General features: G+C 36.6%; 20 protein-coding genes and 3 tRNA genes. 8 read left to right on the top strand and 15 right to left on the bottom strand.

The genetic code is table 11. The features are described from left to right. Positions 1-14 precede the first annotated feature (14 nt). Together thiE and H0S58_RS05460 are read right to left on the bottom strand one after the other, a co-directional pair. On the bottom strand, positions 15-635 hold the full coding sequence (thiE, locus tag H0S58_RS05465; RefSeq protein WP_195727564.1) for a thiamine phosphate synthase: 621 nt from the start codon (positions 633-635) through the stop codon (positions 15-17). Between the two features lie 570 nt (positions 636-1,205). Continuing rightward, entirely contained in the window at positions 1,206-1,589 is a 384-nt protein-coding gene (locus tag H0S58_RS05460; protein WP_195727368.1) for a DUF962 domain-containing protein, read from the bottom strand. Positions 1,590-1,850: 261 nt separating this feature from the next. Between H0S58_RS05460 and H0S58_RS05455 the strand changes: the two genes are divergently transcribed. Then, positions 1,851-3,311, top strand: coding sequence for a CYTH domain-containing protein (locus H0S58_RS05455; protein WP_195727367.1), 1,461 nt, complete (start codon positions 1,851-1,853; stop codon positions 3,309-3,311). 197 nt (positions 3,312-3,508) lie between these two features. After that, positions 3,509-4,972 carry a CYTH and CHAD domain-containing protein gene (locus H0S58_RS05450; RefSeq protein ID WP_195727366.1) on the top strand — a complete coding sequence of 488 codons (1,464 nt, stop codon included), beginning with the start codon at positions 3,509-3,511 and terminating at the stop codon, positions 4,970-4,972. A gap of 31 nt (positions 4,973-5,003) precedes the next feature. Here H0S58_RS05450 and H0S58_RS05445 read toward each other — a convergent pair whose 3' ends face one another. Further along, positions 5,004-5,636, bottom strand: coding sequence for a hypothetical protein (locus tag H0S58_RS05445; RefSeq protein WP_195727365.1), 633 nt, complete (start codon positions 5,634-5,636; stop codon positions 5,004-5,006). Between the two features lie 109 nt (positions 5,637-5,745). Between H0S58_RS05445 and H0S58_RS05440 the strand changes: the two genes are divergently transcribed. Beyond that, complete coding sequence (locus H0S58_RS05440; protein WP_195727364.1) at positions 5,746-6,141, top strand: DUF3144 domain-containing protein; 396 nt, start codon at positions 5,746-5,748, stop codon at positions 6,139-6,141. A 114-nt stretch (positions 6,142-6,255) separates the two neighbouring features. Here H0S58_RS05440 and H0S58_RS05435 read toward each other — a convergent pair whose 3' ends face one another. Together H0S58_RS05435 and H0S58_RS05430 are read right to left on the bottom strand one after the other, a co-directional pair. After that, the gene (locus tag H0S58_RS05435) at positions 6,256-9,024 is read right to left on the bottom strand and encodes a M16 family metallopeptidase (protein WP_195727363.1); all 2,769 of its coding nucleotides are present in this window, start codon (positions 9,022-9,024) and stop codon (positions 6,256-6,258) included. Between the two features lie 160 nt (positions 9,025-9,184). Then, the gene (locus H0S58_RS05430; RefSeq protein WP_195727362.1) at positions 9,185-10,012 is read right to left on the bottom strand and encodes a PhzF family phenazine biosynthesis protein; all 828 of its coding nucleotides are present in this window, start codon (positions 10,010-10,012) and stop codon (positions 9,185-9,187) included. Between the two features lie 266 nt (positions 10,013-10,278). Between H0S58_RS05430 and gloB the strand changes: the two genes are divergently transcribed. Both gloB and H0S58_RS05420 read left to right on the top strand, forming a co-directional pair. Next, a complete protein-coding gene (gloB, locus tag H0S58_RS05425) occupies positions 10,279-11,010 on the top strand; it encodes a hydroxyacylglutathione hydrolase (protein ID WP_193894027.1) in 732 nt (243 codons plus the stop codon). A gap of 546 nt (positions 11,011-11,556) precedes the next feature. Continuing rightward, positions 11,557-11,760, top strand: coding sequence for a hypothetical protein (locus H0S58_RS05420; protein WP_193894256.1), 204 nt, complete (start codon positions 11,557-11,559; stop codon positions 11,758-11,760). 137 nt (positions 11,761-11,897) lie between these two features. On the opposite strand, the gene H0S58_RS05415 is transcribed toward H0S58_RS05420, so the two are convergent. The 5 genes from H0S58_RS05415 to H0S58_RS05395 form a co-directional block, all read right to left on the bottom strand. Next, positions 11,898-11,982 (bottom strand) — tRNA-Leu (locus H0S58_RS05415). A 34-nt stretch (positions 11,983-12,016) separates the two neighbouring features. After that, positions 12,017-12,090, bottom strand: a tRNA-Trp gene (locus H0S58_RS05410). A 40-nt stretch (positions 12,091-12,130) separates the two neighbouring features. Further along, a tRNA-Leu gene (locus tag H0S58_RS05405) sits at positions 12,131-12,215 on the bottom strand. 107 nt (positions 12,216-12,322) lie between these two features. Then, complete coding sequence (locus H0S58_RS05400) at positions 12,323-13,165, bottom strand: protein kinase domain-containing protein (RefSeq protein WP_195727361.1); 843 nt, start codon at positions 13,163-13,165, stop codon at positions 12,323-12,325. Next, positions 13,125-14,636 (bottom strand): DUF3336 domain-containing protein, encoded by a 1,512-nt coding sequence (locus H0S58_RS05395; protein WP_195727360.1) that lies wholly within the window; start codon positions 14,634-14,636, stop codon positions 13,125-13,127. Before H0S58_RS05395 ends, H0S58_RS05400 begins: the two co-directional genes overlap by 41 nt. A gap of 190 nt (positions 14,637-14,826) precedes the next feature. On the opposite strand from H0S58_RS05395, the gene H0S58_RS05390 reads away from it, so the two are divergent. Further along, positions 14,827-15,699, top strand: coding sequence for an ATP-binding protein (locus tag H0S58_RS05390; RefSeq protein ID WP_053578148.1), 873 nt, complete (start codon positions 14,827-14,829; stop codon positions 15,697-15,699). A gap of 94 nt (positions 15,700-15,793) precedes the next feature. Here the strand turns inward: H0S58_RS05390 and H0S58_RS05385 are convergent, their stop codons facing one another. Both H0S58_RS05385 and tsaD read right to left on the bottom strand, forming a co-directional pair. Further along, entirely contained in the window at positions 15,794-16,723 is a 930-nt protein-coding gene (locus H0S58_RS05385; protein ID WP_171250303.1) for an alpha/beta fold hydrolase, read from the bottom strand. Positions 16,724-17,069: 346 nt separating this feature from the next. After that, entirely contained in the window at positions 17,070-18,086 is a 1,017-nt protein-coding gene (gene tsaD / locus H0S58_RS05380) for a tRNA (adenosine(37)-N6)-threonylcarbamoyltransferase complex transferase subunit TsaD (protein WP_195727359.1), read from the bottom strand. A gap of 145 nt (positions 18,087-18,231) precedes the next feature. Between tsaD and rpsU the strand changes: the two genes are divergently transcribed. Together rpsU and H0S58_RS05370 are read left to right on the top strand one after the other, a co-directional pair. Continuing rightward, positions 18,232-18,447, top strand: a complete 216-nt coding sequence (gene rpsU / locus H0S58_RS05375) for a 30S ribosomal protein S21 (RefSeq protein ID WP_001136722.1) — start codon at positions 18,232-18,234, stop codon at positions 18,445-18,447. 34 nt (positions 18,448-18,481) lie between these two features. Beyond that, positions 18,482-18,928, top strand: a complete 447-nt coding sequence (locus tag H0S58_RS05370; RefSeq protein WP_053578151.1) for a GatB/YqeY domain-containing protein — start codon at positions 18,482-18,484, stop codon at positions 18,926-18,928. A gap of 72 nt (positions 18,929-19,000) precedes the next feature. On the opposite strand, the gene H0S58_RS05365 is transcribed toward H0S58_RS05370, so the two are convergent. From H0S58_RS05365 to H0S58_RS05355, 3 genes are all read right to left on the bottom strand, one after another. After that, the gene (locus tag H0S58_RS05365; RefSeq protein ID WP_195727358.1) at positions 19,001-19,363 is read right to left on the bottom strand and encodes a hypothetical protein; all 363 of its coding nucleotides are present in this window, start codon (positions 19,361-19,363) and stop codon (positions 19,001-19,003) included. A gap of 75 nt (positions 19,364-19,438) precedes the next feature. Continuing rightward, a complete protein-coding gene (locus tag H0S58_RS05360; RefSeq protein ID WP_195727357.1) occupies positions 19,439-19,825 on the bottom strand; it encodes a GFA family protein in 387 nt (128 codons plus the stop codon). Positions 19,826-19,861: 36 nt separating this feature from the next. After that, complete coding sequence (locus H0S58_RS05355) at positions 19,862-21,253, bottom strand: M48 family metalloprotease (protein WP_195727356.1); 1,392 nt, start codon at positions 21,251-21,253, stop codon at positions 19,862-19,864. Between the last annotated feature and the right edge of the window lie 104 nt (positions 21,254-21,357).

The following is a 21,357-nucleotide window of genomic DNA, read 5'->3' as shown; positions in this document are numbered from 1 at the left end:
CTCTATCAAAAAAATTATGCTTTTGATGCAAATAAATCAGACCACTCTTCGATTCTTGCAGGAACTGCAGACATAGATCGGCCTAATATATCACTAATTACGGCACACAAATCTGCACCCGCTTCGATCACATCACCTGCATTTTCAACGGTTAAACCACCAATTGCACAAATGGGTACGTTAAGTTCTGCTTTGGCTTGCTTTAAAGTCTCTAAACCAATATGACCTGCTTCAGGTTTTGTCCCTGTTGCATAAATTGCCCCAAATGCCACATAAGTTGCACCTTCTGCAATAGCGCGTTCAGCAAGTTCTATCGAATTATTACAACTACAGCCAATGACTACATTCTTAGGTAAACGCGAAACAGCTTCAGCAATCGAACCATCGCTCTGCCCTAAATGCACGCCCACACCATATTGCACTGCAACGTCAAGATCATCATTAATGACAAAAGGTACGTTATATTGTGCACACATCGATTTCATGTACTCAATTTCATATGCCTGATCTTCTTTAGCAACTTTTTTACGACGATATTGCAATATAGCAACTTCATAAGTCGCCATTGCTCCTTCCAGCTTCGCTAAAAGCAATTCAATAGGATCATCATTGGTAATCAAATATAAACCGCGCATAAAAACTGCCAAAACTAAAATTTTCTCTATTATAGGCATATCACGCCTAAGATTCAGCGCTTCTGCTGAGACTTCTTTAATCCTTTAGTTCAATTTATAAAAATTACTATTAGAACGAGTGTTAAAAAATTTAAGATTTTCTATTTTATTATTTAAGTAGTAAAAGTCAGTTCATAACAATCTAAAATATGAAGCCATCCATTAATATTCAATTTATTTTAAAATAATCAATACCAATGTCTGATGCCTCCGATATGATCTCTACATTCCACTATGTACTTAAAATGAATCAAGAGATAAATCAATTCATACTTTAATCACTATTCTAAAAATAAGCAGTATAAAAAAAAAGCCTAGAGAAGGTCTCTCTAGGCTTGGAAAACTTGCAACATAATTTCGTTTATTCATTCAAAATGAAATAAATGATTCATCATTCACTTAATAGTAAAATACTGAGTTATTTTTGCAAGTACTGATGAGTTTAAATTTAGCTTCAAAATGTACAAACAGTTCCAATTTAAGATAAAACAAAGTGGAGATATCTATTTTTCTTCAAAAACTAAATTTTAATTAGCTTTCAACCTTATCTAAGGTACGATCTATTAGACTTAAATTGCCACGCAATACATCAGAAAACATGCGCCAATCTGAAATAAAACTATACAAAGGCTGCTTGAAACTGGCAGGTTTATTTTTTTCAAAGATAAAATGTCCTATCCAAGCACAGGCATAGCCAGATAATAGTCCATAGACAAAATATTGGGCTTTTCGTTGACGAATGGCTTTGCTAAAAAAATATAAACCGATGCTACTACCCACTACATGTAACCGTCGACTCATAATGTTACGGTGCTCAGTCAAATAAAACCGATAAAACTCATGATAATTTTGAATTGGAAGCTGAAATTTTCGCTCTGGAAGATGTTCAAAATCTAACTTAATTGCTGTATTCATTTTCCCTAATCCCGTTATTTTTATTCACACTAGCTTATATTTTATGCAAATAAAAGGACTGTGATAACTAAATTTAGTTCATTTCAAAGACGATTAGCCGATAAACTTTCCCACAAGTCTTACATGCAACGCCATTTTCGTTACAATCGAAAACTTTAAATGAATCGTGCAAATTGTGCTTGATACAAGAAAATAGATTTGAACGCATGTTTATGCTGAATTTGGTTTTAGAAATAGCAACAAAAACTAGGATGAAAAATTATGATTGAAGTTGAATTAAAATTTCAAATTCCTGAAGCACGACGTCATGCACTGCTTAAAGCCTTAGATCCTAAAAAATCAGAAATTATTCAACTTAAAGCAAAATATTATGACACTGAACAGCGTCTGCTTGCTCAACACGGCATTGCTTTACGGCAAAGACTGGAAGGAAATCGTTGGATTCAAACCTTAAAAGCAGCAGGTAAAAGCCATTTACATCGTTTTGAACATAACTATGATTTGGGTGAACTTGAGCAGCCACCTGAGCTTGATTTAAGCCTTTATCAGCAAGATGCTGAAGCACAGCAAATTTTAAAAAATGCATTAGGTGATTCCCAAGACATATTAAAGCTTCAATTTGAAACCGATATTCAACGTACATTTCGGGTTATTCAATTTGAAGAAACGGACATTGAAGTCAGTCTAGATATTGGCGAGGTAAGAACAGATACAGCACAACATGAAATACATGAAGTCGAATTTGAACTTAAAACAGGTTCTGTGCAGACACTTTTGGCATTTAGTTTTGAATGGGTCAAAAAATACCAACTTTGGCTAGATGTTCGCAGTAAAGCTGAATTTGGTCATCTTTTAGTCACGCAGCAAAAAGTGAGTACAGCAAAACTTGCCAAAGAGTTGAGCTTGAGTAAAAAAGATCCTGCCAGTAAAAACCTACGTTTACTCATCGCTCAACAATTACAACACCTACTGCCTAATATTGCGGCTATTTCTGCTGGGGTTTCAGAACAAGAGCATATACAACAGGCTCAAATGGCTTTAGACCATTTGTATTTGAGTATTTCGCTGTTTAAAGATTGGAACGATGCGGTTTCAGACAAATGGGCCACACAAATTGGTGCCTTCAAACAACAGTTTGATCATTTGCAACACTTACAACACATGCAAACGACTTTGGGTGCATTTTTACAAAACCCCAATACATCATCGAATTTGACTAAAGATATTTTGTATGCCAAAGAAAAATTGTTCAATTTGGTTCGTTCTACTCAAAATGTACATCATTACCTAGAATTATTGATGTTTAGCTTAGAGCAGGAAGAAAAAGTACAATCGCAAGATTTAAAATGGTTCGCACAGAATACGTTACAAAATCAGTATAAGAATTTGCAAGATAGTTTGACTGGCGCAGATATTACTCATTTTGAAAGCTTAGATAAACTGGCCACTAAAATTCATGCCTTAAAGTTTAGCTTTCCCATTTTAACCTCAATTTATGATGTTAAAAATTTGCAGAAATACAGTAAAGCTTTGAATGATGCGCAACTTGCCGCAAGCGAATACCAAATTTTGGCTTCTTCTGCTGAGTATATTCAGCAAACTGAACTTGAAGCCAGTGACTGGTTTGTTTTGGGTTGGCTCACGGCTAAACAAGAAGTCTATGCACAGAATTTACTCGAAGCAACTGAGCAATTTTTAGTGAGTCGTAAATTTATTAAATAATAAATTTAGAGCTTGAGCGCATTTTAAAAAACAAACATCTTAGCTTGTCAGGCATTATAACTTGAAGATTATCTCTTGAGGATTATAGTGCCAACATGTGTTTGATTTACTTACAAGCGTACACTGCTCTTTTTCTATATTTGGCATACAATCAAATGTCCTCACCATAGAAATATTCATGTTCTAGGAGTTGTGACATGCTTGAAATAGAATTGAAATTTCAGATTCCGCTTGCTGATCAAGAACCACTTTATCAAGTCTTTGTGGCTAAAAATGCACGTGCGGTCTCTTTATATGCGAAATACTACGACACGCCAGATCGACATTTAGCTCGACAGAAAATTTCATTGCGTCAACGTCTTGAAAATGCGCATTGGATTCAAACTTTAAAAGCCCCTAGCCAAAATCATTTAGAACGTTTTGAATTAGAGATTGATTTAGGTGAACTGGATAATCCCGCATTAGATTTAGATATTTATGATTGTCACCCACATGCCAAAAAATTATTCAAAAATACGTTGGGTCAAGAAACTAAAAACCTCAGTTTACAATTTGAGACTGCGGTCAAGCGACTGATTCATGTGGTACATTTTAATCATTCAGAAATTGAAATCAGTTTAGATCGTGGTGAAATTCGTCAAGATGATCAAACTTTAGCAATTTATGAAATTGAATTTGAACTCAAACAAGGTTGTGTGGAAGATTTAATTAAATGTATACAGCCTTGGGTAAAACAATATCATTTGTGGTTAGATGTTCGGAGTAAAGCCCAACGCGGAGATTTACTGGCACAACATTTAACAATATCTGCTGTTCAACATGTACTACCTTTAGAATTAAATCAAAAAGACACACCAGACCATGCATTAAAGCTTATGGTTAATAATGCTTTACAACATCTTTTACCGAATATGACTGCCATTTCCGCTGAACAATATACCAGTGAACATGTACATCAAACGCGCGTTGCAATTCGCCGTTTAAGAACAGCATTACGTATCTTTTCAAATTGGTCAGATTATGTCGAACCCCACTGGGAAGAACAGTTGGCGACCATATTTCGTCAGTTAGGTGCAACCCGCGACCGTGATGCTTTAAGTGAAGGTCTGTTGCCTCAATTAGAAGCAGACGGAGCACCGTTCGTGCAACTTCCAACAATTAAAGATGAAAATAGTCACTCCATTGAACACATTTTAAAGGCAGGAGATTCGGTCCCTTTGATACTGGCTTTACTACAATTTGTACATCAACCGACTAAAAAAAAGAAAAAAGAAAAACTTAAAAAACAGAGTGCTAAAAAACTTCAAAAGCTGCATCAACAGATTTACAAAGATGCTCAACAGTTTTTAGAACTGGACATAGAAGCACGACATCGAACCCGTAAACGAATAAAACGCTTACGTTACTCAGTCGAGTTTGTCGCTTCTCTCTATTCTAAAAAAGATGTTAAACAATACCTAAATGCCTTAAAACCCGCACAAGAAAGTTTAGGACAATACAATGACTTGATCGTGGCTGAAACCTTATTTCAAGATATGGTGAAACGTAAACAAAAGCTATGGTTTGCTTTGGGCTGGATTGCCAATGAAAAGAAAGCTGTTCTAGAACAAGTTCGACAAGATTTAGAGGCTTTTTCTGAAACACAAACTTTTTGGTCATGAATCATTCATCAGTTTGCTGACACATTGTAAATCAACGATATTTACCAAAAATTTTCCACGTATCATTATCTGCCAATGGATCGCTATAACTGTCATTGCGTTGTTTACGCGGTTTGTCACGTGCATCAACCAACTCAAAATGGGATTCTGTACTTAACACGATTCCATTTACATAAAAACGAGTTCGAGTATAGTCACTTGCGCCATGCTGGAATACATAGGTACGCAAATCAATAAATTCACGATGTGCCACCAAAGCCGCAGTATCATCATGTTCTAACCACGCTCGGATGGCCTGAATTTGATCAGATTCATACTGTCCACATTTTTCAATCAAATTGGCAATACCACGGAAAGTTTTTGATTCTTTCGCTCGTGTTTTATTAATTCGAATACGATCCACATGAAAATAAAACAAAGGTAAATTCAAATGGCTGGGTAAATGTATTGCATCAACAACGTCATCTTGCATAAAAGGCTGAAATAGATCCTGTGCCCTCTCAATTAAGCCAGTCCAAGCGCGGTAATATTCCTCTACTTCTGCTTTAGACCCATAATAGATGGGTAATCCCTCAACATTGGCCAAATTTGCTGGTGGCCATATATTTTGACGCAATAACGCAATATCACTTTTTAAACTTTGTACTGCAATCGCATCTTGCATGGACGATCCATTTTAAATACTTAGGCTATTTTTAGATTAAGCTAAAGGTTTAGTTTCTGCAAGCCTTTGCCTATAATATGCGATTCGTTCGTTTTTGCAGGAAAATTCCATGGTTCAAAAAATTGAAGCCACAGATGTAACCGATGAAGAAGCATTAAATGCTGCTTTTTTTGAACGCGCCGATGAATTTATCAAGCAAGCCAATGATTTTTGTCGAATTGAAAAAGGCTCAAGCGTTAAACCTACTGAAATGCGTGGGCAAGTCAGCGCTGCGATGTTGTTTGGTACTGCCCGTTTTAATACTTGGGTTGCAGCCAACAATTTCAAAGATGGCAATGAAATGCGTGATGCCAAAGATCAAGTGATGTCCTATGTCATGCAACAGTTTCAAATGATGCTGGAAGACAACTATGATGAATATTGTGAGCAGTTTGAAAACTATCTACACTTCCGTCATAACGAAGAATTTCATGCGAATAAGCATGATGCTAACCACAAACATTAAATTTTGACCTTGATCACAAAGAACATGATCAATAAAAAAGCCCTGAACGGGCTTTTTTAAATACTCGCATTTTGAATAAGTAAATCTTACAACTTGATTGTAAAATATCCTGTTTTATCTTTTGCTCTGTGGTTTACCATACTGATCTGCCATTACTTCAACCAGTTGATCTAGTTTTATATATTTTTTAATCACAGCATCAACATCCGCTTTGGTGAGTTTTTCCAATGCTTGATCGCGTTTTTCCCGAAACAATAAATCACGGTTGCGTTCCAACTGCGGAGTCAACATTTGATGGATATTCCGTTCATCTTCTAAAGCTGTAACTCGTTTTTTTAAAATATTGGCTTTGGCCGCTTCCAACTCTTGCTCAGTCACACCTTGACTCAGCAAATCATTCAGAACTTTATAAACGCCTTGCGAAACTTGAGTCGATTTTCCCGCAGTGTAATTGGCTTCAATGGTAAGCGCGCCTGAATTCACCCAATCATCTAAGTTTAATCCACTTCCAAAACTATACACCAATGCATTTTTTTCACGTAACTCTTGCGCTAAACGTGAGGATAATTGCGAGTCACCTAAAATATAACTAAACACGATTAATGCGGGTGCATCTGGATGATCCGCACCCGCAGGAAACGTTAAAATCGCTTGATAGTTTCCAAATTCACGCTGTTCGGACAAAGCATGAATTTTCTGTGCAGAATATGCTTGATAATCTGAACTCAAACGCTGATACGGCAATTTCGCCTTCCACGATCCCAATTCCTGTTGCATCAATTGCAGCATCGTTGCTGCTTGATAATCGCCTGTAATCGCGATTTGGGCATGATTACTGATAAAAAAATTCTGATACAATTGCTTTACTTTTTCAACAGTGGTCGCTTGCATTTGCTGTTTGGCAAGATCAGGTTCAAAGTGATAACGTAAATCTCCCGGTTGATAAGTTTCTAATATACGACTGATGGTCAGTGCAGCAACAGTTTCTGGTTCAGTATAAGGACGGTCTAAAACCGATAGGCTTTGTGATTTAATCAAATCAAATTGTGATTGCTCAAATTTTGGATTTTTCAACACGGCTAACATAAATTTAAAAAAATCTTCAAATTTATCTTTTTTTGCAACGATTTGAATGGTTATCCCATTCCCTGATGCGATCGCTGTCGCACCTCCACCTGCTGCAATCGATTTATCTGCAATCTCTTGTAAGGTGTATTGATCTGAACCACGCAACATCAAATATGCCATCAAATCTAAGACTTCACCTTGATTAAATAATGATTTTTCTGTACCAAAATCAACAGAAATGGTGGCATAGGTTTTATCATCACGCGTCGAAGTAGGATAAAATGCGTACTGAATAGCATTCTTTAATTTGCCCCGTTGAATTTTTTTCTCAGTCGCAAGCAAGTAATTTTTTGAAGTCTTCACATATTCTGCAACTTCGTATTGATACTCAACCTTATCTTTTAAAGGTTCTTCTTTTGAATCTGTTTGATCCAGCGTTTTTGCAGGTTCAGTGACCTGTTGTTGCAAGGCTTTCTTTTGATCTTCTGGTGTAGGTTGAATATCACCTGAAATACGATGCTCTGGCACTAAAAATTCAGTCAAAGTACGATTGACTTCATCTAACTTTAAATTCTTTACACGCTGTAGATCGCTGAAATATTGAGTCCAATCTCCCTGATAAGAGACATAATAATCACTTAAACGCCCGCCTAATGCTGCGGCATTACTCAAAATACTGTCGGCTTGATTTTGAATCAGGTTTTTGACCCGATTTAATTCAGTTTCATTAAACGGTTGACCCTTTTCTACACCTGAAATTAAAGCTGCTTTAACTTTTTTAGGATCATGATTTGGCGCGTAAATTGCCCCGATAAAAACCAAATTAAAATCTTGATCCAACCACGTAGTTGCTTGAACGCCTGTACTCAAACCCGTTTCAACAATACTTTGATAAAGATGTCCGCTCGGCTGCATGCTATATAAAGCAGGTGATAATGCCAAGGCTGATTTTATTTTTTCATTTCGACCATTTAAATAAATATTAAATTTGGCAAATTCGCTGCCCTTTTGCACCAAAAAATTACGCTGTTTTATTTGAGAAGAATCAAGTACTGGAACTTGAGTTTGTGCTGGAATTTGACGAGCTGAAATCGAACTAAAATTTTGATCAATCTGTTTTAAAACTTCAGTTTTATCAAATTTTCCTGAAATCACCATGACTGCATTATTTGGTGCATACCATGTACGATAAAATTTGTTTAATTCATCCATTTTAATCGACTGTAATTCTTTTAAATCTCCAATCGGTAGTCGGCCTAAATATTGATTACCATAAGCCGATTTCCACATTTGATCCATCAGCACTGAAAAAGGCTGATCCATCCGCACTTCTCGCTCACGTTTTACAATTGAAATTTCAGAAGGCACAAATTTTTCTTGGAGCACCAATTTATCCATCCGTTCAGCTTCAAGATGAATGACTTGATTAATTGAATTCTGTTCAGGGCGAATAATATTGGTATATTTGGTTGAATAATAATCTGTACTGGCATTCGTCATTAAAGTGTACTGATCTAGACGGCGTTGAAACTCTTCACCTTGAATATTTTCTGTGCCTTTAAAAGCCAAATGTTCAAGTAAGTGGGCCAAACCACCTTTACCCTGAGGATCGTTTAATGAACCCGTTAAATAAATAGTGTTCATAAACACTTTATTTTCTTTATCATTTTGCGCAAGGATGATGCGAAAACCATTCTCGAGTTTGTATTCTTCAATTTTTTGTTGTGATTTAACCAAAACAGGCTGCGACCAAGCAGTAGCACTCAAGCCCACAAAAAATAAGGAAAGAGTAAGTTGTTTAAAACACATGCGCATAATTATTCCAATTTATTCAGCAGAATGAATTTTTATTCCCCCACATCATAAAAAAGGCTGTTCATTATTCATAGATTCTTTTTGAAAAAATAGCTGTTTATTTCAACAGCTAGATGTGAAGCCAAATTTATCTTTTTGACATTGCTTTCAAAGCTAAGCTTTAGAGATAAAGTTCTGCCTGCATGTATAACTTGGCATAACCTGATATCTCAATGCGATCATTTTCAAGCACCACACAATGTAATACCCCTCCACGCGATGAAGCTTGATACGCTAATATTTGACGCTTAGCCAGTTTATCAGCCCACAGTGGTGCAATAGCCGTGTGAATAGAACCTGTCACTGGGTCTTCATCAATGCCATTGGCTGGTGCAAAATAACGTGAAATACAATCATATTGCTCAGTATGTGAGGTTGAAGTTAAAGCCAAATCTAAAACTGTCCCTTGAGCTGTAATTGCAGTACGAATTTTACCCAACTGTTTCAGTAAAGCTAAATTAGGCATCTCATCCAGAACATCTTGCGGGTTTTCATACTCCACAATATAAGCTTGGCTATTTAGGTATACATTCTTAAAGGGCTTGGTTAGCGCCTGATCAAGTATTTCAGGATACTCATTTACTTTTTCTGCAAGACGAGTCGGGAAATTCATTTTAATTTTTCCATCTGACTCTTGTTGCACCACAAAAATGCCTAAATTTTTTACATGAAATTGAATCGTTTTTGCAGAAGTAAAGTCTTTAAACAGCACAAAACTGCTGGCTAAAGTCGCATGTCCACAGAAATCAACTTCTGTCGTGGGGGTAAACCAACGAATTTCATAATTTTCACTATCCATCTTTTTTACGAAAGCAGTTTCAGATAAATTATTTTCTAAGGCTAGATTTTGCATCAATCCATCCTCCAACCATAAATCTGTCACAATCACTGCAGCAGGATTTCCCTTAAATAATTCGGTGGTAAACGCATCTACCTGATACATTTTCATAGCTACAATCCGTTTTTGAGTTCTGTTCAATAAAAATAGGACAAAAAAAGATGACACTTAACATAAAGTGCATATTCATTTTCTGTTTTAGAATACGTTATTTATATTGTAAAACAAAAAATAAATAATTTTTTTAATTCAAGATATTATGGTTATTTTTAGCATGGTTTTCAAAATACAGTATTTTTGGTTTTTAAACTGAAGCACTGGTAAAAACATAACTTTAACGCTAAGTTATTCATTACGATATTTTTGATTTACATATTATGAATTTTAAAGTCCATATGATTGATGTCAAAAATCAATTACAGAATTATATTTGGTTACTTGAACACATCACAAGCAGTGAAGTCATTGCCATTGATCCCACAGAAGCCCATTTGGTTGAAACCTATTGTACAGAGCACAATTTAAAACTGAGTCAAATCTGGCTGACACATTGGCATAAAGATCACATTGGCGGTGTGCCTGAGCTTTTGCTTAATCATAATATTCCGGTTTACGGGCCACGTGAAGAATTAAGTAAGATTCCATTTATTACACATCCTTTGCAACACCAAGAAAGTTTAAGTTTTCATGAACTTGATATTCATGTAATTGCTGTACCTGGCCACACCTTAGGACATATTGTTTATTTTATAGAAGAATTAAATCTTGTTTTCTGCGGCGATACACTTTTTGCGATGGGATGTGGTCGAGTCTTCGAAGGGACGTATACACAAATGTATCACTCACTCAATCGTTTAGCTGCCTTACCTCCACAAACTCAAGTCTACTGCACCCATGAATATACATTGTCCAATGCAAAATTTGCCTTGCGTGTAGAGCCCGACAATGTTGCGATTCAACAACGTTTTGATGATGTAGAAGTTAAGCGCATGCTTGGACAATGTACCCTACCCAGTAATATTGAACTGGAATTACAGACAAATCCATTTTTAAGAGCTGAAAACGTGGAAGAGTTTCAATACTTGCGTGAACTGAAAGATCAATTCTAGATATTTAGACAAGAAATTAACTTCATTTATTTCTTTTATTTAACATCATTCAGCTTTCTTGAACGATGGATGCAATGATCTGAAGTCCATTTTCTTTATATGACCTATTTTAAACTCAGCGTCAGATTCATCATGTAATAATAAAATAAATTCTAATTGATACGCGCAACTCTACATTTTCATTTTAAATGTAGAGTTGCGCGTCAGATTAATCATCACGCAAATTGAATTCAAGTACAAAACGTTGAAAACCTCATTACTTATAAATAATCCTTCAGTATAGTTCCACAAATTGTATATAAATATTTCTAACTTTTAGTACAAGTAAAATAATTTAATTAAATATGACTAATCAAATATTTAATTCATTAAATTAAGAAGAAAAAGATGAGTAATCACAGTATTAATGACTCTTTTTTGAATAAAAAAACAACAATTATAGGCCTATAGAGAAAAACTATTTCAACTTGCCCTTTAAAAAAAATAGATTCATCCCTATTAATTATTTAATACTGAGCAAAAATATATTACACAAGGAGTTCTATCGTGAAGAAAGTTGTTAAAGCAAAAAATTTGATCGCATTTCGTATTTGGTTAGAAAAACTTGGGTATTCTGTCAAAACTTTAACTGATAACCGTGGTTTTACCTTTAGTTTTAAAAAACAATATGGGCTTGTCACTTACGATTTGGCGGGTAATTCACTTGCCATGCAACTTGGGGAAGAATTTGAAGATCATTTAAAAGCCTAAATTTTATGACACTTTTAAGTGAACAGTAAAATATAGAATTGAACTTATTTAAGTAGCCCTTTCGAGGGCTTTTTTAATTGGATGTATTAATTTTTAGACAATAAAAAAGCAAGGTCATTAACCTTGCTTTAATATGATGGTGGGGACGGAGAGACTCGAACTCTCACACCTTGCGGCGCTGGAACCTAAATCCAGTGCGTCTACCAATTTCGCCACGTCCCCATCAGGGTACCAACGCTGTGTTGGATTTTAAATTTGGCAGAGGATCAAGGACTCGAACCTTGACGAACGGTTTTGGAGACCGTCATGCTACCATTACACCAATCCTCTGTAACTAAAACATCAACAAACTATATTGTCGATATTTAAGTGGTGGGGACGGAGAGACTCGAACTCTCACACCTTGCGGCGCTGGAACCTAAATCCAGTGCGTCTACCAATTTCGCCACGTCCCCAATGGCTGTGTATATTATAGAGATCGTTTCCTGATGACAAGACCTTTTTATGAAAAACTCACTTGTTTGTTTAAATAAAAAACAAAAGTCGTTTTTTTGTATTTTTCTTAAGCATTTTCAGTGAGTAAGCAGTGTTTTAGCTTAAAAATATTATGCTCTCTGCTATTTTTTTGCTTTGCCAACATACGCTGAATGAGTTTCTCAAACATATAAAAATGCTGAGGAAGCTCAATAATTAAGTGCTGACAATGTAAATAAGCCCACTCCTCATAGTTTCTTGCAACTAATCGTTGTCCAGTCAGCCATTCATAAAAAATAATGCCTAATGCATAGATATCAGAGTGTACAGTTTTTGCTTGTCCCTGAAAAAGTTCAGGCGCCATATAACGCGGTGTAGCAGTTAAATACGGTATGAGTTGAGTTGACGATATTTTTTCTACCTGTTCAAAATCAATTAAACAAACACATTGCTCAAACTCAAGAAAATGCTCGCCTTTTAAATCACCATGAATCCAACCAAAAGAATGCATCTGCTCAACAGCATCCAACATCTTGAAGAAAGTTGCTTTAATCCTATCTATCGAACTACTGCTTATATCACCCAGTAAAGTCTGACCATGACTGATGATCAATGCTGTATTTGACGATTCTTGAGCAATAATTTTGTTTACATCAGTCACAATTTGAAAAGGCAATAAAAAATCAATAGGTTCAGTTTGATCAACAAATTGCTGGTAAAACCCTATTTCATTTACAAAACCGTGCTGATCATTTTCATTCATATCTATTGCTTGCGTTTTCAACCAATATTGTTGATGGTCTTTTTCAAACGTATGGATCAAACGCCCCAAAGTTAAACTTTTAGCCTTGGTATTTAAATGCAATTTAATCCCAGCGAGATCTTGAGCACTAAACTGTAATAAATTCTGTGGCTTTTTTCTTTGGATCATGTTGATAATTTAAGAGTTCCAGACAATGTTGAATAGTTTTACCTACCCGAGCATGTATTTCAATTGAAGAAATTTTAGGCCATGTGGCCCGCTCGCCTTCACGCTGCAATATTTTAAATAAATGTGGGCGTGGATTTTGTAACATATACGTATAGTGGCGCAAACTGTAATTGCCAACAATATTTAAGTCACCATAATAACCTTGATTGACCACTCCAAAACCATGATCTAGCAATCGTCTTACTGGGGGCAGGTTGCCTACTCGTCCTCGAGTAAAATCCATGACTCCTTTGGTAATTATTTTCCCCTGACCGCGAATAATTCGTTCTGGCCAGCTCAACATATCTTGCCTGTAGCGCTGTATATCACTTTGAATGAACGGCACAATATGTGGATTGGCTTGACTGGCAATGGTGTAATTTAAATTATACAGTCTGGCCATTTTTTCTTGTGGAAAATCACTACGTACACTGCCATCCACCCATCGAGTGGATGCCATATAAGGGGTCAATTTACCGTCGTGTCGCTTACTGGTTAGTCTGACAGGTGGAAATAATATGGGAACTGCACATGAAGCCAATACTGCACTCCAAACCAACAAATCAGGAGAAGTATACGCATTCATAATACGCGCTTCTTGTGAAGCCTCATACGGCGCTACCGCCACATTAATATGTAAGCCAGATATTTTAAACGCTTCTTCAAAGGTAATATTACCTAAATTTTCTATCAGGAAATTTTTAAGATGTTTAACATCTGCAAGCCCCCCATTCCCTTTTAAAATCTCACTTAATTTACGAAAATGAAAGGCTTCACTGAAAAAATTCTCACCTTTTAAAAGGGGTAAAATATCCGAGGGTTTTGAAGTTCCAAGCATTGCAGTCATGATTGCACCTGCACTTGAACCAGACAATACGCTCGGCAACAAATCTTGTTCAGTCAGTGCCTTACATACACCTGTATGAAATAAACCAAGTGTTGCACCACCTGAGAACATTAAGGCAGGCTGTCCATAGGCTGTTTTACAGTGATTAAAAAAATCTATTTTTTCGTTAATGGATAGACAATCACATTCTGCTGAAGCGATATAAGCCAAACTTTCACTGACTTCTGTCACATAATCTTCAATAATTTTTTTTGTACCCACATACGTTGCTGCAAATAGCATAGGATGGGCAATATTGGCAATATCATAAGTTAAACCTTCACGCACCAAATACATCAAGTCCTGAATGCGTTTTTGAAAACGATATCTCTTCAAAAGACTGAGACGATGGGAAATAATCTCGGCATCAAAATAAGGTGAACTATTGTCAAATTTCCATTCTTGAGCACCTGACTCCTCATCAACTCTAAATGCGATACTTTTCCACTCTTCATAAGACTCGGCCGTTCTCAAGCGATTCTTTAATTTTTTAATACGATAAGCCTGATGGGGATTAATATCTCGTGAAAAATCTTTAAATAGCATATGTAACCCTCAAACTTTTATTCATTTTTATTTATGATTCATCATAGCAATATCTAGCTCAACATGGACAAAAATTGAGAACATTCTCTTTGCAAAAAACAATTGCATTAGTAAATCCTCAAAAATTGAGATACAGTCGTAGCGAAAATAAAACTTATTTCAATTTTTTGTGTGAACAAGTTGAGCAATCATGGCAACAATCGATTTACCTGACAACATTTTAAACGCTCTTTCTGCTGTACTCCAGCAACTACAACAAAACTTACCCCCACTGAAACAGCAAACTGATTTCTCTGCTTCCGCCTATAAATGGCAAGATCAACAGCTGAAAGCAATTCTACAGCCCAAAAAAATCTACTTAGATGACTTAAAGGGTATTGAAAAACAGAAAGAAAAAGTGATTCAAAATACACTGCAATTTCTGAATAATCTTCCCGCAAATGATGTCTTACTGACAGGTTCACGTGGTACAGGTAAATCATCTATTGTGCGTGCTTTACTGACAGAATATGAGACGCAAGGATTACGTTTAATTGAAATTGAACGTGATGATTTATCAGATTTACCCATGATTCAACAACAAATTCAGCATCGTCCTGAAAAGTTTATTGTCTATTGTGATGATTTGGCTTTTAACGCAGAAGATGAAAATTATCGCAGTTTAAAAAGTGTCCTAGATGGTTCATTACAGTCAGGTTCAAGTAATTTTATTATTTATGCCACCAGTAATCGTCGTCATTTATTGCCCGAATTTATGCATGAAAATACGCCTATAAAACGCGTTGATGTACCGCAATATACCGAACTGCATCCACAAGAAGCCATTGAAGAAAAAATTTCACTGTCTGACCGATTTGGATTATGGTTGTCTTTTTATCCGATGGATCAAACTTTATATTTGGAAATTGTCGAGCATTATTTGGCAAAAACACAGATACTACTTAGCAATGAAGTTCGGGCTGAAGCCTTAAGATGGTGTCAACTCCGAGGACAACGTTCTGGTCGTGCGGCTTACCAGTTTTCAAAGCACTGGATTGGTTCACAGCAATTAAAATCGTTATAAAAACTCAATGCTTGAGCCGTCAAAATATCTTGATCGCTCATTTATTGAGTTTTATGTCATTTCCTCAAAAATAGTTCTAAAAATAAAATCCTATTTATTTCGTCAAAAGAAATTGCGCAAACTCGCGCTGAAATTTCACCGGTTGATCGACAGGCAAGATATGCCCCGACTTTTCAAACATCACTACTTTTGAATTTGGAATGTGCTTTGCCATTTCGAGTTGTGTTTCAGGTTCAAAATAACGGGAATGTTGACCAATCATCAAAGTCGTCGGGACTTGAATTTTAGACAAAGATGGACGTCGATCGCCACCTTCAACAAAAGAATCCATAATATCTAAATATGTATGCCAGTTTTCTACGGCAAACATATATTGTGTGAGTAACGGCTCCCCATACTGGGCAGAAAATTCCACGACACGTCGGGAAAATGAACGGTTTAAAGCTCTGCGAATGAGCGCCATAAAAGTGTTTCTAAGTTCAAGCCTGATATCGGCAGGTAACTCCCAATAAGGTGTAGATTCTGTATAAGGTGCAGTTATGGTTCTTAGATGTTTAAAACCAGTGAATATTCTTTCTTGTTGAGCACCAAATAATCCATCCGATTTACCCAAAGAATTTTTACTGTCAGGCCCATGTTCAATATTTAAATACTTTTTAATTCGATCAAAACCATAAATGTGATTATAGGTTAAACAAGTGTAAGCACCCGTAGAAATCCCCCCTAAACTAATATTTTCTAATTGAAAATGATTAAATAAATCTTCTAGGTCATGTGCATAGGTTTCAAACACACTGCCCTGTGGAATTTTACTGGCGTGTGAACCTGCAAAACCACGTAAATCGGGAAGATAAAAACGATATTGATGAATAAAGGGTAGAATATTAGCTAACCAATGTGCAGCACATGAACCAAAACCATGTACCAGCACCACTGGTTCTCCCTTGCCAATACAGATGACATTCATCTTCTCCCCATCCCTGAGAGGAATATAAGACATGGTTTTATGCATAGATTTCTTCATTTCATTACTCTTACTTATTTTTTTAATTTTTGTCATCCATGGATTGAACAATTCATTTCATGCTTGAGTTACATAACTTTAATAGTTTTGGCTTCAAACAAATAAAATTCAAGTACTGGAAATTCGTAATTTTTATTTGATCAAGCCGTATCTTTTTAAATAATTTTAATATTCAGTTGTTCAAGATGCTCTTTTCTGATTTTGATCCATCAATTGATCTGGTGTTGTAAAGCATATTTTTTAATACCATCATGCAGTTCGATCTTTTCATTATATTTATATTGTATTGTGGGTGAAATAGAAAAGAGGCTTCTGCCCCCTCTTCCTTTGCCATATTTTTATCTCATTATTCCGCTAAAGGGTTGGTGAGCTCTGTCATCGGCCAACGTGGCGTAGTGGTTACCGATAGTCCATCACATTGCCCAGCTTTCAAACGCTGATAGCCTGCAAAAGCAATCATTGCGCCATTATCGGTACATAAAGCGGGTTCAGCATAATACACTTGCGCTTGAATCTTGACTAAATCGACTTCTAATCGTTCGCGCAGACGGTGATTTGCACTCACTCCTCCTGCAATCACTAAGCGTTTTAAACCGGACTGTTTCAAGGCTTTAATTGACTTTTTGACTAACGTATCCACCAAGGCTTCTTGAAAAGAAGCCGCAATATCAGCTTCGCGCTTTTGTCCTGCCACTTTTTTCAGTTGAATAGACACCGCAGTTTTTAAACCACTGAATGAAAAGTCTAGACCTTGATGTAACATAGGTCGTGGAAAATCAAAAGCTTTTGCATCACCTTGTAGTGCAAGCTTGGCAATATTTGGTCCACCAGGATAAGCCAAGCCCATCATTTTCGCCACTTTATCAAAAGCTTCACCCGCGGCATCATCAATTGACTCACCCAATAATTCGTACTGACCGATTCCATGTGCTGCCATCAATTGTGTATGGCCACCTGAAACCAACAAGGCGACAAATGGAAATTCTGGAGGTGTTTCAGATAATAATGGCGCCAACATATGACCTTCCATATGATGCACCCCAATCGCCGGCTTATTCAAAGAAAAAGCCAATGTGCGACCAAATAATGCCCCAGTCATGAGTGCACCCATGAGACCAGGACCACGCGTATAAGCAATCGCATCAATCTCAGATTTTTTGACCTGACTTTCTTCAAGCAATTGATTCATTAGAGGAATTAACTTACGCACATGGTCACGCGAGGCCAACTCGGGGACGACACCACCATACTCAGCATGCAGTTTAATTTGGCTATATAACACCTGACCTCTTAAACCAACTTCACTGTCATAAAGTGCTAAACCTGTTTCATCACATGAAGTTTCTAAGCCAAGAACGATCATTAAACTGCCTTTTACCCGTATCTAAATATTACCAAAGCTATTATAGGCTTGTGGTATGAGATGTAAATGAGTAAAATACTGTCCTTCACTTGTGATCTCGGGCAATCGTGCCTTAGATCTTATCCATAACTTATGAGGATTCTTCATGCCACAAGTTAAATTGAAAGAAGGCGAGCCAGTAGACGTCGCTATCCGTCGTTTTAAACGCTCTTGCGAAAAAGCGGGTGTTTTAGCTGATGTTCGTAAACGTGAATTCTATGAGAAACCAACTCAAGAACGTAAACGTAAAAAAGCTGCTGCTGTTAAACGCTACCAAAAGAAATTGGCGCGTGAATCAGTACGTACTACTCGCCTTTACTAAGATTAATTTGTGATTGACTGTCTGGACTAAATAAATGACTACTTTAAAGAACCAAATAACTGAAGTTTTGAAAGCAACTATGCGTGCCAAAGAAATGTCGAAGTTAACGGTAATTCGTGGTCTACAGGCAGCAATTAAGCAAATCGAAATCGATGAACGCATTGAGCTTGATGATACTCAGGTTCTTGCGGTCATTGAAAAGCAAATTAAGCAACGTAAAGAATCGGTCAAAGCCTTTGAAGGCGCTGGCCGTGATGATTTAGCTAGTAAGGAACAAGCTGAACTTGAGATTTTATCTCAATTTCTACCAGAAGCTATGACTGAGGAAGAGCTTGATTCTATCATTGCACAGGCAATTACTGCGCAAGAAGCTACTAGCATGAAAGATATGGGTAAGGTGATGAATTCTCTGCGTCCGCTCATAGCCGGGCGCGCCGATCCTGCACAAGTTTCAGCAAAAATTAAAGCCAAACTTGCATAAACCCAACATCTAATAATCTTTTCTTTATTGTTGAACTGCCTTTTTCTAAGACAGTTCATCTGTAAACCTGCCTTATTTTACATCACATTGAATATCATACTTTTTCAAAATGAGCATTTCTTTGGATGACATGACCTGATGAATCACATCCTGTTTGGTCATTTGTCTATATTTTTGATCCAGTGACGTCCGATTTTGATCAGCAGCTTGATAAAGTTGCTCGATATACCGATTCACAATTCCGCAAAATTGAAATTGCTGCTCAGGCGTAAAACGCGTTTGATGTGCATCTAAACGATTAAAAAAAGTTCTCGTATCTTGTTTATAAGTACTCGAAATTTTTTCTACAGAGGCAACATATTGCTCGACACTTGCCCAAGTTTCCATGGATGCAGCAACACTCAAAATAAATAGGCTTAATACTATTTTTTTCATAATTTTTTCATACAATTAATCAAGATATCTAATGGTAAGCACTCAAATCTCAAATGAAGATTAGCATAAGTATCTTCATACTGTGGATAGATTTACTGGTCTTATCAATAAAAAATCAGGCTTATACTCAACATATGCCTGTTCATCGGGACTAGGTAACTTTCCATGTGTAACCGTCCCTAAACGCAGACGGATAACGTTTGGTAAATCTATGCGATAAGAGTAAATAGGACTACCACATTCTTGACAAAAAACTCGAGCTTTGTTTGAGCTATGAAAATATTCCTTTAAAAATTTAATCCCATTTAGAATTTCGAATTTAGATTTTTGTAATGCACTATTCCAGCCAAACAAAGAGCCTTGAGCCATTTGACAATCTTTACAATAGCAAATGATCGTTTTCTCAATTTCTCCGTGGTATTGATACTTGACTATTCCACATAAACATTGCCCTTCTATCATAGATCATTCCTTTTCTTATGATTTTTAATGTATAAATTAAATTTTTAACTGACGTTCCTGCTGCATTTCATTGAGACGTATTTTTATTTTTGCAGAAAGTAATTCATTATTTTTAGTCAAACGTTGTGCATGTAACAAAGATTTAATCGCATTTTCCTCCCAACCCGACCAATATTCAACTTCTGCACGATAACGCAATACATTCACGGCTCGAAAAGAGGACTGCCGATCAAGATTGGCGACTTGCTGCATCAAACGCCATGCATAAATATCACGCGGATTTTTCTGGTTAAAACGCTGGATCAATGCATTTGCTTGGGCTGCCTTATTTTGACGTATAAAAACTTCTGCGAGCTTCAAAGACAACGCACGATTTTCTGGCATAATTCTGACAGCAGACTGAATTGCGGTATAAGCCTCTTCAGTTTTATTTTGTCCTAAATAAATATCAGTTTGAATTAAAAGCATCAAATTATTCAAACGTTGTTTCGCCTTCGCCTGATCTAAAATTTGCTGAGCTAAAACATAATCCCCTTGTTGAAGATAAAAACTCGATAAAGCCAATTGCCCAGCAAAACTTCCTCGTTCAGCTAAAATTTTTAATTGTTGTTCAGTCGCTTGATGAGAAATGACCATACTGTACCATTTGAGTATTTCAAAATTCTCATCATATAAGTTCGATTTTACTTTAGGCAGCTGATTTGCTCGTAATCGAGCTTCGCTCATGCGCTCTGTGGTCAAAGGATGCGTAAACCAAAAATCCGGTAAAAAGCTGATTCGACTTGTTGCTCGGTGCATGACCTCAAAAAAGTCCGCCATACTTTGTGGGTTATATCCTGCTGCATACATATACTGCATGCCTATTCGGTCGGCTTCACGCTCTTGATTGCGACTATAATTAAGCTGTTTATCGATTAATGCAGCCTGTGAACCCAGCATGACAGCTGTACCAACATCACTATCTGCTTGAGAAGCAACCAAAGCACCTACCAATAATCCTGCTAAAGTCAGTAATCCTTGGCCTTTGAAAGCTTCATTTGAACGACTGTAATGACGTTGTGACACATGTGCGACCTCATGTGCCATCACCCCCGCCAATTCATCCATATTCCGTGCAGAATTCACTAAACCTGTATTAATCGCAAATAAACCACCTGGCACAGCAAAAGCATTAATTTGTGCATCATTGATGATCACCAAACCAATCGGTTGCCCAAGCTGAGTTTGACTTAAGATATGTGAAAAAACATTAAATAACTGATCTTCTAACCATGGGTTTTGTAATACAGGCATTTGCTTTTGAACTTCACGAAAGACTTTTTCACCAATCATTTTTTCTTTTTGTTGATCAATCAGTCCTACTCCACTCCCAATTTCAGGAACATTAAATTGGGGGGTGTTTAAATTAGCGCTGTGTGTCTGATTCATGAACAAAATCAAACTGATACTACTCGCCCAAAATAAACGTTTCAATGCTATATGCTCAAATTAATTGTTTAATTTATAAGACTATAACATTGAAAATTGAAGGA

This window comes from Acinetobacter sp. TTH0-4, assembly GCF_015602665.1.
Taxonomy (GTDB): domain Bacteria; phylum Pseudomonadota; class Gammaproteobacteria; order Pseudomonadales; family Moraxellaceae; genus Acinetobacter; species Acinetobacter albensis.
The sequence above is the reverse complement of the archived record's forward strand: the minus strand, read 5'-3'. Positions and strand labels throughout refer to the sequence as shown.